At 69.2% G+C, this 16206-nt stretch carries 12 protein-coding genes; 10 read left to right on the top strand and 2 right to left on the bottom strand.

Annotation, left to right across the window (positions count from 1 at the left end):
* Window positions 1–38: 38 nt before the first annotated feature.
* The 4 genes from G6O69_RS34310 (at window position 39) to G6O69_RS34295 (ending at window position 3025) form a co-directional block, all read left to right on the top strand.
* On the top strand, window positions 39–497 hold the full coding sequence (locus G6O69_RS34310; protein ID WP_172307685.1) for a hypothetical protein: 459 nt from the start codon (window positions 39–41) through the stop codon (window positions 495–497).
* Between the two features lie 47 nt (window positions 498–544).
* Window positions 545–1375: an ATP-binding cassette domain-containing protein gene (locus tag G6O69_RS34305; RefSeq protein ID WP_172307684.1), complete on the top strand. Its 831-nt coding sequence runs from the start codon at window positions 545–547 to the stop codon at window positions 1373–1375.
* 46 nt (window positions 1376–1421) lie between these two features.
* Window positions 1422–2189: a hypothetical protein gene (locus tag G6O69_RS34300; RefSeq protein ID WP_172307683.1), complete on the top strand. Its 768-nt coding sequence runs from the start codon at window positions 1422–1424 to the stop codon at window positions 2187–2189.
* Window positions 2190–2380: 191 nt separating this feature from the next.
* The gene (locus G6O69_RS34295; protein ID WP_176397256.1) at window positions 2381–3025 is read left to right on the top strand and encodes a hypothetical protein; all 645 of its coding nucleotides are present in this window, start codon (window positions 2381–2383) and stop codon (window positions 3023–3025) included.
* A gap of 149 nt (window positions 3026–3174) precedes the next feature.
* Here the strand turns inward: G6O69_RS34295 and G6O69_RS34290 are convergent, their stop codons facing one another.
* On the bottom strand, window positions 3175–4773 hold the full coding sequence (locus G6O69_RS34290) for an IS1182 family transposase (protein ID WP_172302407.1): 1599 nt from the start codon (window positions 4771–4773) through the stop codon (window positions 3175–3177).
* A gap of 199 nt (window positions 4774–4972) precedes the next feature.
* Between G6O69_RS34290 and G6O69_RS34285 the strand changes: the two genes are divergently transcribed.
* The 3 genes from G6O69_RS34285 to G6O69_RS34275 all read left to right on the top strand — a co-directional run bounded on the left by G6O69_RS34285 (window position 4973) and on the right by G6O69_RS34275 (window position 10195).
* On the top strand, window positions 4973–6889 hold the full coding sequence (locus tag G6O69_RS34285; RefSeq protein ID WP_172307681.1) for an ATP-binding protein: 1917 nt from the start codon (window positions 4973–4975) through the stop codon (window positions 6887–6889).
* Window positions 6886–9270: a hypothetical protein gene (locus tag G6O69_RS34280; protein ID WP_172307680.1), complete on the top strand. Its 2385-nt coding sequence runs from the start codon at window positions 6886–6888 to the stop codon at window positions 9268–9270. The genes G6O69_RS34285 and G6O69_RS34280 overlap by 4 nt, the downstream gene beginning before the upstream one ends.
* A 148-nt stretch (window positions 9271–9418) precedes the next feature.
* The gene (locus tag G6O69_RS34275) at window positions 9419–10195 is read left to right on the top strand and encodes a hypothetical protein (protein WP_172307679.1); all 777 of its coding nucleotides are present in this window, start codon (window positions 9419–9421) and stop codon (window positions 10193–10195) included.
* A 3-nt stretch (window positions 10196–10198) separates the two neighbouring features.
* Here the strand turns inward: G6O69_RS34275 and G6O69_RS34270 are convergent, their stop codons facing one another.
* Window positions 10199–11389 (bottom strand): vWA domain-containing protein, encoded by a 1191-nt coding sequence (locus G6O69_RS34270; RefSeq protein ID WP_172307678.1) that lies wholly within the window; start codon window positions 11387–11389, stop codon window positions 10199–10201.
* A 196-nt stretch (window positions 11390–11585) separates the two neighbouring features.
* Here G6O69_RS34270 and G6O69_RS34265 point away from each other — a divergent pair, with 196 nt between their 5' ends.
* From G6O69_RS34265 to G6O69_RS34255, 3 genes are read left to right on the top strand one after another with little or no spacing between them, the layout of a single operon-like run.
* Window positions 11586–12509: a hypothetical protein gene (locus G6O69_RS34265; protein WP_172307677.1), complete on the top strand. Its 924-nt coding sequence runs from the start codon at window positions 11586–11588 to the stop codon at window positions 12507–12509.
* A 56-nt stretch (window positions 12510–12565) separates the two neighbouring features.
* Window positions 12566–13606, top strand: a complete 1041-nt coding sequence (locus tag G6O69_RS34260; RefSeq protein ID WP_172307676.1) for a DUF2278 family protein — start codon at window positions 12566–12568, stop codon at window positions 13604–13606.
* Between the two features lie 58 nt (window positions 13607–13664).
* A complete protein-coding gene (locus G6O69_RS34255) occupies window positions 13665–16061 on the top strand; it encodes an FG-GAP-like repeat-containing protein (RefSeq protein WP_255215950.1) in 2397 nt (798 codons plus the stop codon).
* Window positions 16062–16206 lie beyond the last annotated feature (145 nt).

The raw sequence follows: 16206 nt of genomic DNA, 5'->3' as shown, positions 1-16206 counted from the left end.
CAGGCCCCCTGCCCATGGGCTAGCTTCGCTTCGACGCGATGCCTGATCTCGAGATCAACGTGCCCGACCCCAGCCGCGACGAGGTCAAGCTCGGCTGGGCCTTCATGGGCCCGGTCATGCTGACCTGCGGCGCCTCGGGAGACATGCCCCCGCGGCGCTTCGACGAGTGGATCACGGCCATGGAGACCCACGACTTCGAGTATGTGCTGGGCTCGACGATCGGCGCGACGAGCATCAGCGGCATGCAGCGGAGGCGGGTGGTCGAGGCCCTCAAGCACCGGCGCAAGACCGTGGTGATCATCGACAGCCGAGTGATGCGCGGGATCCTCACCGCGCTCGGTTGGCTGGGTCTCAAGGTCCGCTCCTTCAGCTGGGACGCCCTCGACGAGGCCGAGGCCTACCTCGACGTGCCCGGCTTCGACAAAGGCGCCCTCGTCGACGCGCTGTGGACCCTGCGTCAGGCGACCACTGGTGAGCGGCGAGCCACGGGCTCCTAGAGCGCGCGCTGGCTTGTGGGCCGCCAGCGTGTGAGGATGGCCCGAGGATGAGTGGCACCCAAGAGCGCCAGCCAACCCGGGGGGACGCCCTCGAAGGTGACACCGAGCGCGCACCGGTCATCGAGGTCCGCGACGTCGACATGGGCTTCGAGGACAAGATCCTCTTCGAGGGCCTCGAGCTCACGGTCCGCGAGGGCGAGGTGCTGGTCATCCTCGGGTTCTCGGGCTGCGGCAAGAGCGTGCTGCTCAAGCTGATGAGCGGGCTGATGCGCCCGCAGGAGGGAGAGATCCTCCACCTGGGTGAGGACATCGCGGACATGGACGAGGCCAGCCTCGTCGAGATGCGCAAGTCGATGTCCTACGTGTTCCAGAACAACGCGCTCTTCGACTCGCAAAGCGTGCTCGAGAACGTGGCCTTTGGCCTGCTCGAGCACACCAAGATGGGCGACGCGGAGATCCGCGAGCGGGTGCTGGAGTGCCTCGGCTACGTCGGCCTGCACCCCGACGTGCTCGGCTACGACATCCTCCCGCGCATGCCGGCCGAGCTGTCCGGCGGCATGCGCAAGCGCGTGGCCCTGGCGCGGGCCGTGGCCACGCACCCGCGGGTGATCCTCTACGACGATCCAACGGGCGGCCTCGATCCCCAGAGCGTGACGCGGATCGGGGACATGATGGAGAAGCTCCAGTCGGACCTGAACTTGACCTCGGTGGTGGTCACCGGCGACATGAAGATCGCCTTTCGCGTGGCCGACCGCATGGCGCTGATCCACGATCATCATGTCGCGCACCTCGGTACGCCCGACTACTTTCGTGAGTGTGACGCGCCCGAGGTGGTCGAATTCGTCCGTGATCCCGAGGGTCGAACGGTCCGCTATTGATATCGCATGCTCGTGGTGGCCAGTCTGGCGCTGCGGCTGTGTTCGCATGCTGATAGACTGGGGCATGACCTACATTCGTAATATTGGGCCGTGTCTGGCGCTCGTCGTCGCTACGCTCACCCTTGGCTGTGGTGACGACATCGCCATCGGCCAGACGGGCTCTGGTTCGGGATCTGGTTCGGGATCTGGCGACGACGAGATCGGCGGCTCGGGGACGGCGGAGTCCGAGAGCGCGGGCGCGGAGCAGGGCTCGACGAGCGAGGACGCGGACACGGACACGGAGTCGTCGAGCGCGGACACGGACACGGAGTCGTCGAGCGAGACGGGGACCGACACGGGCACGGAGACGGGGACGGACACGGACACGGAGTCGACGAGCGAGACGGGCACGGACACGGGGACCGATACCGATACCGATACCGATACCGAGTCATCGAGCGAGGACACGGGGACCGACACCGACACCGACACCGACACATCGAGCGAGGACACGGGGACCGACACCGGCACGGACACTGACACCGGTACGGACACGGATACGGACACGGAGACCGACACCGACACGACCGACACCGGCGGCATGGAGATCTGCGATCCCCAGGTCGACGACGGGCTCTGTGTCAGCTGCGTCAAGGACTCGTGTTGCACGCAGCTCGAGAGCTGCCTCGATGACGCGAGCTGTGCGTGCGCCTACGAGTGCGTGGCCGGAGGTGGGGACCCGCTGACTTGCCAGACTCAGTGCAGCGCGAACAACAGCGTGACGAACGCGCTGCTCTTTTGCGGTCAGGTCAACTGCTCCGTCGAGTGCCTCTGAGCGCGCCCAGGACAGCCCTCGACTCCCGCGTGCACCACTGGAGGTGAGCGCGGGAGTCGTCGCGAGGCGCCTCTGCATACCGCTGCTCCTCCTATGGATGCATCCGCGCGTCGTGACTCTGCGCCGTCGAGCGGGGGAGTCTGGCGGCCGTTTTGACATGGCGGATCCGCGTGCGTTGCTAGGCTAGATAGATGAGCTCTAGTCGCAATGTTGCAGGAATGCTGACGCTCGTCGTCGCCACGCTCGGATCGGGTTGCGGTGGCCACATCTTGGACAAGGAGTCGGGCTTCGGCTCTGGCGAGGACGAGATCGGGGACTTTGGGGGGACGGACGCAGAGTCGGAGAGCTCGGCGAGCGGTGATGCCGATGCGGGGACGGAGGGGGGGACGGACGCGGAGTCGTCGAGCGAGGGCGCGGAGATGGGGACGGACGCGGAGTCGTCGAGCGAGGGCGCGGAGGTGGGGACGGACGCGGAGTCGTCGAGCGAGGGTGCGGAGATGGGGACGGACGCGGAGTCGTCGAGCGAGGGCGCGGAGATCGGGGAGGAGACGGAGTCGTCGGACGAAGATACGGACGCGGGTACGACGGACAGCGGCGGCGGGGAGAGCTGCAAGCCGGAGTCCGACGAGAACCCCTGCTTCGACTGTGTCAAGTCCGCGTGCTGTGCAGAGATCGTGGACTGTCTGGCCAACGAGGCTTGTGCATGCGCCTACGCGTGCGCCGAGAGTGGCGTGCATCCGCTGACTTGCCAGGATCTGTGTGACGCCCACAACGACCCGGCGGATACGCTGTTGTTCTGTGGTGAGGATAACTGCCTGCTCATCTGCATCGACTGAGCGCGCCCTCGAGCTCGTGCGGGGGGCGAAGGCGCCCCTGTGGATGCACTCGGCGCAGGGGTCGAGGAGCTCGTGGTGAAGCCCAGCGAGGTGTCGTGTTGGATTTCACCACGGGCTCCTAGAGCGGCGACCAGTTTGAATTCGGTGAGCTACGCCGCATTTGCCAGCTTCGGGCACTCCAGCTCATGCTGGATGACCTGCAGATTGACGAGCACTGCCGCTCGCGTGGAGTCGTACTCATTCTTGCGTATGCCGAGGTAGCGAGCTCGGTTGCCTTGGCGCTGGCCGACATGAGCGAGCGTATGCTCGACGACGACGCGCTGTCGCAGTCGCGCGCGTCCGCGCGGTGCTCGTTGGAGGACCCGTAGTTTCGCTTGCAACGGCTCGTTGGCGGCGATTCGGAGGCCTCGGCCCCGGTCCGAGGTCGTGCACTTGGGCTTGAGCTCGCAGGCGTTGCAGACATCAGCCTCGAAGCGGGCGCTCTCGCCGAGGAGCATGGGTTGGGTCTGTCCCCCTGGGCAGGTCACCGTCTGGCTGACGAAGTCGAGGCTGAAGTCGGTCTTGGCGAATTTGTCGCCGTTGGACTGCCGCCATGGCTTGCAGATGACCTCGACGCCGCTGGCCACGAGTTCGGGGACGTCCGAGCTCTCGATGTAGCCCCGGTCGAAGTGCAGGCTCGCGAGTTCGAGGCCCAGATGTTCGACTCGGTCGACGAGCGTGGGGAGGCTGTCTTTCTCCGGCTGGTTCGCCGGAGCCACCGTCACAGCGAGGATGAGCTTGGTGTGAAGACTGACGACGACGTGGCGCTTGTATCCGTTGAAGGACTTCGTCTTGGTCTTGCGACCGTGACGCATGTCGGGGTCCTCGACGGACACACGCCGGTCTTTCGCCACGCCCCGCTTGATGCGCTGGCCTCCGCGGTCGGGGTCGGGCTCGAGATCCTGTCCACGTAGCTGCTCGAGTAGCGCGAGCTGGTCTTGCAACGGAGGCTTGCTGCTCTCGCTCGACAGGTTCGTCTCGACCCACTGTTCGAGCGTCTCAATCTGTCCGAGCAAACGGTTCAACGCCGCGCTCTTGGCCGCAGGGTTGGACCAGTCGATATCGAGCGCCTTCTTGATGCTCGGCTCCGCGAGCAGCGGGATGCCGAGCTCGTCGACGAGCAGCTCCGCCGGTCGAGCGCGTAGCTCGGCGACGCACAGCACGACCTTCCACGCCGCGTGAGCGAGGAGGTTGAAGGTGTCCTCGACCCGACCCGCACCTCGAAGCGGGCTCGAGTCCACGGCGACGTCGAGCTTCTTGGGCAGCTTCTTGAAGTCGAAGGCGCCAGTTCGCTTGGCGAGCTCCCGAGTGCGCTCGAGCAGCTTGCGGTCCATGTCGTGAGCGATGAGCCGCTCGCGGAAGTTGAACAGCGAGCCCTGGGAAAACGGCGGGTCATCGCAACCAAGGCAGCCGAGGACCAGCTGCCATCGAGCATCACAGGCGGCGAGTTCGACGGCCTCCGAGTCCGACGCGTTGGAGTAGCCCTGAAGCAGTAGGGCCATGGCGAGCAGTGCGGGCGGCATCGGGTTCTTCCCGGCTCCGGTGTCGCGGTACATCTGCTCGAGTTCGGCTTGGAAGTCGTCGTCGAACAGCTCGAGCCGGTGGTCACACAGGAAGCCAAACAGCTTGCGCTTCTTGCCGACGCGCTTGCGGATGCGGGCTTCGCGGGGAGACAGAGTGACGGGAGGGTTCCAGCGGGGGAGCGTCATGCGTGGCCTCGTGCGAGGCCTACGGGATCACGACCGCCAGACGTTGTCGAACCGCGCCGCTAAGCGATCGGAATCTATTAACAATTCAAACTGATCGCCGCTCTAGATGGCGCCTGGGGACTCACGGGGGCGGGATTGGGCGCGCATGTCCGCGAGCGAGGCTTGCGCGCCGGCTCGGTCGGGGGGACGCTATTGGCCGGTGCCGGCACAGATCCATGAGACCCGCGTCGATCTCGACGGTCTGCTGAAGGTCCTCGGGGACCACCTCTATTCGACGCCCACGGTCGCCCTGCGCGAGCTCGTGCAAAACGCCCACGACTCCTGCGGGCGCCGGACGCTCGAGGACGCGGGCGAGTTCTCGGCGCAGATCCAGGTGCTCGCCGACCCGGGGGCGCGGACCTTGGTCATCGAAGATCGCGGGGCGGGGCTGACCGCCGACGAGATCGAGCGCTACCTGGCGACGGTCGGGGCCGGCTACACCCGCAGGCTGCGCCAGGCCGAGGGCGACCAGGGGCCGCGGCTGATCGGCTACTTTGGCCTGGGCTTCCTGTCGGCCTTCGTGGTCGCCGAGCGCGTCGAGGTCTGGACCTGCTCCTACCAGGAGCCCGAGCGAGCGTGGCACTTCTCGTCGCGAGACGGGCGCCGCTACTCGCTCGAGGCCGGCGAGCCGCGCGAGGTCGGCACCCGGGTCACCTTGCACCTGCGCGCCACCCACCTGGCGCTCGCCAACCCCGTGGCCGTCCGCCGCCTGCTCGCGCGCTACGCCTGCCTGCTGAGCGTGCCGATCTTCTGCCCGCTCGACGCCACGCTGGCGCGGGAGCAGGGCGCCCTGGGCGAGGCGGTCAACGCCCAGCCGCCGCCCTGGCGCGACGCCGAGGACCACACTGTGCTGCGCCAGCGCAAGCTCGCGCTCGAGTTCGCCGGCCGCTTCGAGACCGACTTCGAGCCGCTGTGCACGATCGCGATCGCGGGGGACCCCGACAGCGCGGACGCGCCGGTCCAGGGGCTGCTGTGGATCCAAAACGCGCTCACTTATGGCAGCTCGGACAACCGTCGGGCCTGGGCCTTCGTGCGCGGGATGATGATCTCCGATGACATCCGCGAGCTGCTCCCGCGCTGGGCGGGCTTCGTGGGCGGGGTGTTCGAGAGCGACGTGCTCACGCCCACGGCCAGCCGCGAGGACATACAGCGCGACGCGGTCTTCGATCGCGCCCAGGCGCAGATCGAGGAGGCGCTGATCACCGGCCTCGCGCGCCTGGCCAAGGAGGACCCCGCGAGCTGGCGGCGGATCACCTCCCGCCACAACCAGGCCCTGCTCGGGGCCGCGCTGTGCGACGAGCGGCTGTTCGAGATCGTCACGGCCGAGGCGACCTTGCCGACCTCGCAGGGCGACCTGAGCTTGGCGCGGATCCAGCAGCGCTCGAGCGGGCGACTCTACGTCAGCCTGGCCCGGCGCGGGGGCTTCGAGGAGCTGCTCTTTCAGGCGCTGAGCGTGCCGGTGATCCAGGGGTTTTTGTTCGCTGCGCTGCCCGTGGCCGAGCGCTACGCCGAGCGCCGCGGGCTCACGCTGATCCGCTTGGGCACCGAGGCCGGCGAGCGGGCGCTGTTCACCCGGGTCGAGGACGACGAGCTGCCCACGGGGGTCGCCGCGGCCCTGCGCGAGGGCTTCGCGGGGGAGGGCGTGGAGGTGGTGCTCAGCCGCTTCGCCCCGGGCCACCTGCCCTTCGTGCTCGTCCCCGACCGCGAGGTCGAGCTCAAGCAGCGGATCGAGGCCGACGAGGCCGACAAGCGGATCGCCACGGCGGCGCTGGGCCTGGCCCGGTTGTTCACGGCCAAGATCGCCGACGGGCCGCCGGTGCGCCTGCACCTCAACCTCGACTGCCAGGCGATCGTCACGCTCGGCGCGGGCCTGGCCGGCGGCGAGGGGCAGGCTCGCGGCGGCGAGGCGCTGGGCCTGCTGCGCGCGCTGGTGCCCCTGCTCTCGCAGTCCGAGGAGGCGCGCTACATGAGCAACGAGGACGCGCTGCGGGCGATCTGCACCCTCGCCGAGCGCCTGGCCGGGGGAGGCGGAGGCGACCCGGGCGAAGATGACAATCGAGAGGAGCCGGGACGATGAGCGATCTATGGGGTTGGGTACACGCCAGCGTCGCGCGCCTGCGCGAGGGCGAGGCGCCGCAGCAGCGCCTCGCCGAGCTCATCGAGGCGCTGCCCTCGGCGACCGCCGACGACGCCCACAGCCGCGTCGACACGCTCTTCCCCGAGGCCCTGGCGCTCGCGCGCAGCCTCGAGGAGCCGTGGCTCGAGCTCTTCATTCGCCACTGGAACCTCCAGAGCCGGGTCTTGCATCGCTACCGCGCCCAAGAGGAGCTGCGCGATGCCGTCGAGCTGCTCGAGTTCGCCAGCCGCGAGGACACCAAGCGCTGCCCCCAGAGCGTGTGCGTGGTCCAGGATCTGGCCTGCTGCTACTCGATCAGCGACGGCCCCGGCTACGTCGACGAGCGCCTCGCCGTCGCCCGGGAGACCCTGGCGCGCATCGATCCGAGCTGGCCGTGCTTCGACTGCATCTCGGCCGAGTACTTCTCGGCGCTGATGGACGATCAGCGCCCGCAGGAGGCGCTCGCGTTCGTCGAGGCCCAGCGCGCCGCCCTGGCCGAGCGGGGGATCTTCGAGCTCGGCTCGAACCTGAGCCACGACCGCATCCGAGCCCTGCTCGTCCTCGGCCGCGCCGAGCAGGCCGAGGAGATGATCACCGCCATGCGCGATGTCGCGGAGCTCGGCGACAGCTACGCCATGGACCATCGCAACCTGCGGGTGGCGGTGCTCCTCGCCCTCGGCCGCGTCGACGAGGCCGAGGCGCTGCACCCTTCGCAGGAGGCGATCGTCGACACGCCCAGCCACTACGAGGTCTGGCTCGACAACCTCGCCGAGTTGATCGCGGCCGGGCGCGTGACCAACGACGCGCGGGTCGGCGTCGACGTGCTCGAGCTCCAGCAGCGCCTCGAGCAAAACGGGGCCAAGGCGGACGCCGTCCATGCCTGCGTGGTCGGCCTGCGCCTGGCGCTAGCGCGCGAGGCTCGCGAGGTCTCGCGGCTGCTGGTCGAGGACCTCGAGCGTCTGCGCGCGCGCCTGCGTCGGCCCGAGCGGGTGCTCCCGCAGGCGCAGCTCGACGCCCTGAAGCAGCAGCTGGCGGCCATCCCTCCCATCGTCGATCCGCAGCTTCCGCCCGAGCAGCGGGTGGCCGTCGCCGAGGCGATGCTCGGGCGCGCGGACATGGAGCCGTCCTTCGATCTCTTCGTCCTGCTCGACACCCTGGGCGCGGGGGATCCCCTGGCGCTGGCGTCGATCCTGCGCCAGCTGGGTCGCCCGGGCGCGGCGCTCGGCGAGCTTCGGGCCCAGCTCGAGGCGAGCGCGACGGCGGAGGTCGGGGAAGGGGGGATGCGCCTCGAGATCCTGGTGCTCGAGCTCGCGGCGGCCCTGAACGATCTGGGCGACTACGCTGGCTTCGACGCGCTGCTCGACGAGCACGCAGACACGCTGCGCACGGACATGAGCCGCGAGCGCCTGGCCTGGGTGCGCGGGACCAGCCTGGTCGCCCGCGGTGATCTCGAGGCGGCCATGGCCAACGACGAGCGCACGATCGAGGCGCTCGGCGAGGACGCGTACGGGGGCGGGTTCCTCGAGCGCCTGGCCTGGACGGCGCGCTCGCGCAAGGACTGGCCCCGGGCCCTGGCCGCGCTCGATCGCCTCGTGGCCACGCGGGCGCCCGGCGACCTCGACTGGGATCGCATGACCGTCGCCACGGCGCTCGGAGACTGGGCGCGGGTGCGCGACTCGGGGGGGCGTCTGGCGGTGCTCAGCAGCGAGGTCGAGGACCCGCACGCGCCCATCGAGCTCCAGCGCGGACGCGAAGCGATCCGCTGTGAATTCGTCGAGGACAGCGGCGAGCGCCAGCGCTACTGGGCGCTGCGGACCTCGCCTTGCGGGGCCCGCGTGGTCGAGCTCGCCTTCCCCCACGATCCGCAACACTACGGTGACGAGGTGGCCTTCGACGCCTTCGACCTCGACCCCGACGCGGGCGACGCGAGCGAGGGGCCGCCCTGCTTCGAGGTGGTGGCCGTGTGTCGCCGCGGCGGCTGGCGCAGCTTCTTGCTGCGCGGCTTCAACCCGGGGGCCGAGGGCCTCGCGGCCTTCACCGCGGCCATCGCGGACGCGGGCTTCGTCATCGAGCGGATCTCCGCAGAGGATCGCAGCGCGATGGATCCGCGCGAGATCGCGGTAGGCGAAGCTGCGACCGAAGAGTCACCATCCGAGGTTCCGACCCTCGCGCTGCTGATCGGCCTGCCGGAGGACGAGCCACCCCAGCGGCTGCGCTCGATCGTCGCTGCGGCCATCGCCAGCTGGCCGCTCCCGCTGCTGTGTCCGCAGCTCGATCGTGCCTGCGGCGACGAGCAGGCCGCGAGCGCGGCCGCGGCCTATCTCGAGCGCTGGGATCCCTGAGAGCGCTCGGCGCAGCCCATGAGCGAAGGCGAGCTAGCGTGTAGGGCGCATCTGATCTCGAGGTGAGCCGGCTGGCCGTTTTTGCGGTGACGGCGGTCGTTTCGACTCTAAAAATTTGCACGCGTGGGTCGAGTGCTATCGACCTGTCGTGTTGTCGACTAGCTCTACTCGTGACGAGGTCATCGAGTTCTATGGCTATTTCCCGCTGCTCTTCCAGACCATGGAGCGGGTCGGGGAGCTCGAGGAAGCCTGGCCGCCGATCCGCGCGCTGCACCTCGAGCACGAGCCGCTGCCGCGCCCCGTCGTCGACGCGATCTTCGCGACCATGGGCCTGCGCTGCGGCAGCGACTTTTGCTTCGTGTTCCACTCCCTCGCGCTGATCGGCGCGGGCGCGAAGAAGGTCGAGATCGACGATCTCGGGCGCTTCTTGCAGCTGCCCGACGTGGTCCCCGACCGCGAGCGCTGGGACCGGATCGTCCGCCTGAACTGGCTGGCGGAGGCCCCGGGCCGGCACCAGCGCGCGGCCGCCTTCGCCCTGGAGCAGGCCTGCTCGCCTGCCGAGTACGCCAAGGTGCGTCTGACCTGCACCGTCAGCGGGCTGCTCAGCAAGTACACCGAGCTCGGCAACATCGACGCGAACGCCGTCCTGGGCGAGCCGCCGGTGCTGGCGATGCCGCCGGAATTCCGCGCGCTGATCCCCGACTTCGTGCAGTTCCACTCGGAACTCCACCGCGTCTTGGATCCCAGCGCGGCGGCGATCCCCGTGGCCAGCATGTGCAGCTCGTGCAAGGCCGTGCGGACCAAGGACGGCGAGTGGTACCCCGGGGACGTGGCCAGCGAGCTGCTGCCCGCGGACGTGATGTTCAGCCACGGGCTGTGTGAGCGCTGCGTCGAGGAGCTGGGCCTCGAAGACTACATCGACTGAAGATCAGCCGATCGGGATGGTCTCGCAGCCGAACAGGATGTCGACCTGGGCATCGGTCGCGCTCTGGACCCGCTCGCAGGTCGCCGGGCAGATCCGGATGGTCTCGGGGCTGTCGGCGTCGGGGTAGTAGTACCAGCCGTCCCCGCCGGCGCAGTCGTCCGCGCTGCCCACGTAGTAGACGCTCTCGGGCACGCCATCGAGCTCGAGCTCGATGTTGACCTTGCCGGCGTCGAAGCTCTCGCCCTCGGGGGGCGTGGGGATCGCCCACTCGCAAGACAGCGGCGTGGTCGTCTGGACCGACTGGGCGATCTGGGTGAACACGGGGCCGAACTCCTGCTCGCAGAGGTCGCCGGACACGCCGCCGGTGAGCGCGACGAGGTCGAGGTAGACCTCGCCGACGTCGGCCGAGAGCGGGAGCAGGCCCGAGCAGCACTGGGCGGTGCCCGACCAGCACTCGATCGGGTTGGGGTTCTCGTAGGCGACGATCGCGTGGAAGTAGTAGTTGGCGAAGCTCGGGTCGAGGGCCTTGAAGGCGGCGTCGAAGCTCGCCGCGTCCATGGCCGAGTCGTCGTCGCTGACCACGACCACGTGCTTGACGGAGTTCGAGCGGATCGAGCTGGCCCAGTCGGGGTAGGTCGAGATCAGCAGCTCGAGGGCGTTGGTGCTCGCGACCTCCTGGAACACGTGGAGGTACTCGGGCGGGTTGTTGTCGTCGGGGCAGTTGCCGGTGCCGAGGGGGACGTTGATGCAGGGGCCGTCCGGTGACTCGCCGGCGATCATGACCACGTGGTGATCGATGTTGGCCAAGAAGATCTGCGTCGAGAAGGTGTTCATGTTGTTCTGGACGAAGTCCTTCTCGTCGCTCATCGATCCCGAGGTGTCGATGGCGAAGATGATGTCGACGGGCGCGAGCTCGTTTTGAGCGGTCTCGCTCACGGCCGCGCACTCGTTGTTGGTGTCGGCCTCGTCCTCGCCCTCCTCCATCATCGAGTCGAGCTTGGGCCCGGTCTCCTCGGCGTCGAGGCTGTCATCGTCCTCGTCGGTGCCGTCCCCGGCTTCGTCGCCGCCACCGCCGAGGGTCAAGGTGCTGCCCTGGCTGCCGGCGTCATCGCGGGGCTGAGCGTCGCCAGAGCAGGCGAGGGCGAGGGCAGGGGTGAGGGCGGTCAGGGCAAGCAAAGGGCGGCAAGCGAGCATGGTCGGCATGGTACCGATCCGCGGGTTGGGAGGCTGTAGACAAGGTCACCGCGGTCAAAAACGGCTTTTGACGGGTGAGCGCGCCGGTCCGCGCTCGACCCTCGGGCGGGCAGCCGCGAAGACCCCGAATGACGCGGGTGCTGCGCAAAACCCTTCACGGTCCGGGTTGGAGCGCTTCTTGATAAGCTGGCTTGCGATGCCCTTCGTCCGCCTCACCTGGTCTTCGGGTCTGACTGCGACCGTCGCGCTGCTGAGCGCGCTGAGCCTGGCTTGCAAGGGGGACACGAGCGCCGACGACGATACGAGCGACGCGGGCACGACCACCGGTGAGGAGGGGGAGGAGGAGGCCACGGAGGAGAGCGCGGGCGACGAGAGCGACACCAGCGACTCCAGCGATGTCGGCGACGACGGCCCGACCACCGGGGGCGAGTGCACGTTTTGGGTCCCGGACGACTGCAACGATCCAAACCTCAAGTGCATGCCCTGGTCGGAGAAGGCCGACCGCATCCCCGACGAGGCGCGCTGCTGTAGCCTCGATCCCAGCCCCGTGTCGCTGGGCGAGCGCTGCGAGGTCGAGGACTACGACGGCAGCTGCCTCGACAACTGCCCGGAGGACTCGCTGTGTGTCATCGATGACGTCGACGGCCTCGAGGGCTTTTGCCAGACCTACTGCGAGCCCGGCAACTCCGACTCCTGCCCGCCCAACGAGATCTGCAAGGCCTTCTTCGAGATGATCGAGGCCGCCGAGACCGTGCCGGTGTGCATGGCCCGCTGTGACCCGCTGCTTCAAGACTGCGAGAGCTACGGCCGGCCGGGCTGGTCCTGCCTGCCCGAGGGCTCGCTCTCGCCTTCGTTCTTGTGCATGCCGCCGGCCGAGGACCCCAGCCTCGAGGGCCAGTCTTGTCTGCTGCAAAACGACTGCGAGGTCGGCCTGACCTGCATCCCGGCGAGCTCCGTGGATCAGGAGTACTACCCCGAGTGCGGCAGCGCGATCTTCTGCTGCTCGCGCTACTGCGACCTCACCGAGCCCAACATCTGCGGGGGCTCGCACATCTGCGTGGACCTCGAGTCGGACGTGCCTGGGCTGGAGAACGTGGGGATCTGCGCGCTGCCGCCTTGAGCTGCCGCCCTGATATGCGAGCGCGCTGGCCCGCGCGCCCGCTATGATCCCGCGCGATGCCCATCGAGCGCTACGGAGTCCTCAAGGCCCGACCGATCGCAGGCCGTCCGGGCCGCGGTCGCACGCCCCACTACCAGATCCACGCCGTCGATCGCGGCGAGGACTACCGGGTGGCGATCAACGTGCGCTCCAAGCCGTGGCCCTCGGAGCTGCTCTACTTCGTCGACGATCGCTTCGAACACCCGCTCCTCGACGGCCTGCGCAACCTGTCCATGGGCTTCTCGGGCCAGCACCAGGGCCACGGCTCGCTGGCCGTGGACTATGTGCGCGGGAACCTGTTCGAGCGCCGGCACATGCGGGCGCTGCCCCACGACGTCCCCGGCCCCGACAACGACCTCAACGAGCTGATCGATCTGTGGGTCGGCCGGGCGCTGCGCGACGAGGACGCGCTGCTCTTCGCCTTTGGCGAGCGCTTTGGCCCCGACGCCGAGCCGGATCCGCACTTTGGCTTTCGCCCGGCCACGGGGATCCACCGCGTGCACATGAACCAGGGCAGCGCCTCGGCCTACGCCGAGTCCGACGGGCCGTGGCAGGACGGCGCGCTGCTGCTCTACTTCCCGCCGGTCCGCGGCGGCGGGCGGGTGCTGGTCCGCGAGCGCTGGGTCGCGGTCTTCCTCGCCTTCCAGTCGCAGGCCTGGCACACCGACGATCGCAGCGGTCGGGCCGTGGAGCAGTGGCGCCCGCGCCAGGGCGAGGCCGAGGAGGCCGCGGCCGCGGAGCCCCGCGGTGGGGTCGGGCCGCTGCGGATCGTGGCGGCGGCGGTCGAGCCCAGCGCACAGGTCACGCTCCTCAACGCCGGTAGCGAGACCGTGACACTCGAGGGCTGGGCGCTCATGGACATGGCGCGCCGCCTCGAGCCCCTGTCCGGCGCGCTCGAGCCCGGCCAGAGCCTGCGCGTGCGCCTGTCGGGGCAGGGCGCGCGCCTGGCCGCGAGCGGCGGGCTGATCACCTTGGTCGAGCCGGCTGGCTTCAAGGCGGACGGGGTCAGCTACAGCGCTGCCCAGGCTCGGCGCCTGGGTGGCCGGCTGGTGTTCTGAGCCCGCCAGGTCCTCTGAAGCACACACTAGTTTCTCAACGCCTGGGTATGCTCCAGGAATGAGCCACCTCGGGTCTTCTGGTGTTCGCTTCATCGCCTTGTTTGCCCTGCCTCTCGCGGCCTGCGGGGGAGACCCGGGGGGAGGTGAGAGCGACGACGAGATCGGCCTGTCGGGCGGGAGCTCGGACAGCGAGAGCGCAGAGGAGACGGCGGAGGACGAGGGCACGACGACGCAGTCGACGACGACCCTCGACACCAGCTCCGAGACCGACTGCGCGCAGCCCTGCGGCGACGAGTGCTGCGGCGACGAGGAGGTCTGCGACGTCGACAGTCAAAGCTGCGTGCCCGACTGCGGCGAGGATCCGATCTGCGGTGACGACCCCGGCGAGTGCTGCGGCGCGGGCGAGGTCTGCTACGCCGGCGGCTGCATCGTGCCCGGGGCCGCGTGCGAGGTCTCGACCTGCGCGACGGACACGAGCAGCAGCTGCGGCGAGGGGGAGGTCTGCGACCCCGACCTCGAGGCCTGCGTGCCCGACCTGGCCGATCCCTCGTGCACCTTTCAGCCCGAGGCGGGGGTCTTCGATCCCGTGCCGCGCTTCTCCTGGGGCGCGCGCCAGGCCCGGGCCTGCACCGAGGACGCCGACTGTCAAAAGGAAGAGGTCTGCGACATGGGGACCTGCGCCGTGACCTGGCCGCACATCACCCCGGCCGACGACGACGTCCCGACCGCGGTCCAGTCCGTGGGCACGCCGGTGGTCGGGGACCTCGACGGCGACTGCATCCCCGAGATCGTGTTCAATTCCTTCACCCCGCCGGACTACACCCAAAACGGTGTCCTGCGGGCGATCCGTGGCGATAACGGGGCCAAGCTGTGGACCCTCGAGGGCGAGGAGTGGCAGACGGACTCGGCCTCGAGTCCGGCGATCGGCGACCTCGACTACGACGGCGTGCCCGAGGTCATCACCCCCGGCGAGGGCAGGTACCTGATCGCGGTCGCGGCCGACGGCACGCCGCTTTGGAAGTCGGACCTCTACGAGGGCAACGGCAAGTCCGGGGGGGCGAGCATCGCCAACTTCGACCTCGCCGGTGACGCCGAGGTCGCCTACGGCAAGGCGGTCTACGACAGCGCGGGGACGCTGCTGTGGGAGGGCGACCTCGGCGAGGGCAACAGCGGCGGCGTCGGCAAGATCAGCTGCGTGGCCGACATCGACGGCGACTTCCGCCCGGAGCTGATCGCCGGGGCCACGGCCTACACCTTCAGCGGGACCGTGGGCGTGGACTTCACGGGCTCGGTGCTGTGGCACAACGCCGACCACAACGCCGGGAGCCTCGGCGACGGCTACTGCGGCCTCGGTGACCTCGACCTCGACGGCGTGCCCGAGGTCGTGGTCGTGCGCGCGGGCTGGATCGACGTGCTCGACGCCATCGACGGGGTGACCCTGGCGAGCATCTCGATCCCCGGCGGCGGGGCTGGGGGTCCGCCCAACATCGCCGACTTCGACGGCGACGGCCTGCCCGACGTCGGCCTCGCCGGCGGCGACTACTACGTGGTCGCGCAGTTCGACGGCGGCGGGCCCTCGCTCACGGAGCTGTGGCGGGCCGACACCAAGGACGGGTCGTCGAGCCGGACCGGATCGTCGGTGTTCGACTTCGACGGCGACGGCCGCAACGAGGTCATCTACTTCGACGAGTGGTACCTGCGGATCTACCCCGGCGTCGAGCCCGACTGCGCCATGGACCCGCCCGGGCCGGCCTGCGACGGGATCATGACCGACGAGGAGGTGCTCTTCCGCGACATCAACTCGTCGCAGACGCGCAACGAGTACCCCCTGGTCGCCGACGTCGACGGCGACTTCAAGGCGGAGATCGTCGTCTCGACCAACAACTGGTCGAACCAGGGCAACATCGGCGACGCGGGCGTCGAGGTGTTCGAGGACCGCCTGGACAATTGGGTGGCGACCTTGCCGATCTGGAATCAGCACACCTATCACGTCACCAACGTCGACGCGAAGGGTGGCATCCCGGTCGCCGAGCAGCCCAACTGGGCCTACCCCGAGGGCGACCCCTACAACTCCTACCGCCGCAACACTCAAGGCGCGGTCGAGAACTGCGCGCCGGACCTCGTGGCGCAGGACCTCGACGCCGAGGGCGTGTGTGCGCCCGACCTGAACCTCGGCGTGCGGGTCTGCAACCAGGGCTGCCTCGGGGTTGGACCCGGGGTGGCGGTCACTTTCAGCGAGGCCGAGGCGGGGACCTTGGGGGTGGTGGAGACGACCACGGCGATCCCCGCGGGGGCTTGCGCGAAGGTGACGCTGAGCGTGCCGTCGCCGGGCGAGAGCCCCTACGAGGTCAGCGTGGTCGTCGACGAGGACGACATGGGAGCGGGGTCGCTCAACGAGTGCATCGAGGACAACAATGCGCTGGGGCCCAAAGAGGTGTGCCCCAATATCGGCTGAGCTCGGCTGAGCTCGGCGGGGCGCCGAGTGGGGCGTGAAGCCACACTTGGCGCCCTGAGCAACGCCCGGGCAACTCCGCGCCACGTGGGCGTTTGTTGCGCGAGGGTGCGCGCCAATGACAGCACCTGTCCAAAAGGTCCGATGA

It is taken from the genome of Pseudenhygromyxa sp. WMMC2535, from assembly GCF_011083025.2.
Note: the sequence above shows the minus strand (reverse complement) of the source record. Positions and strands in the feature narration are given on the sequence as shown.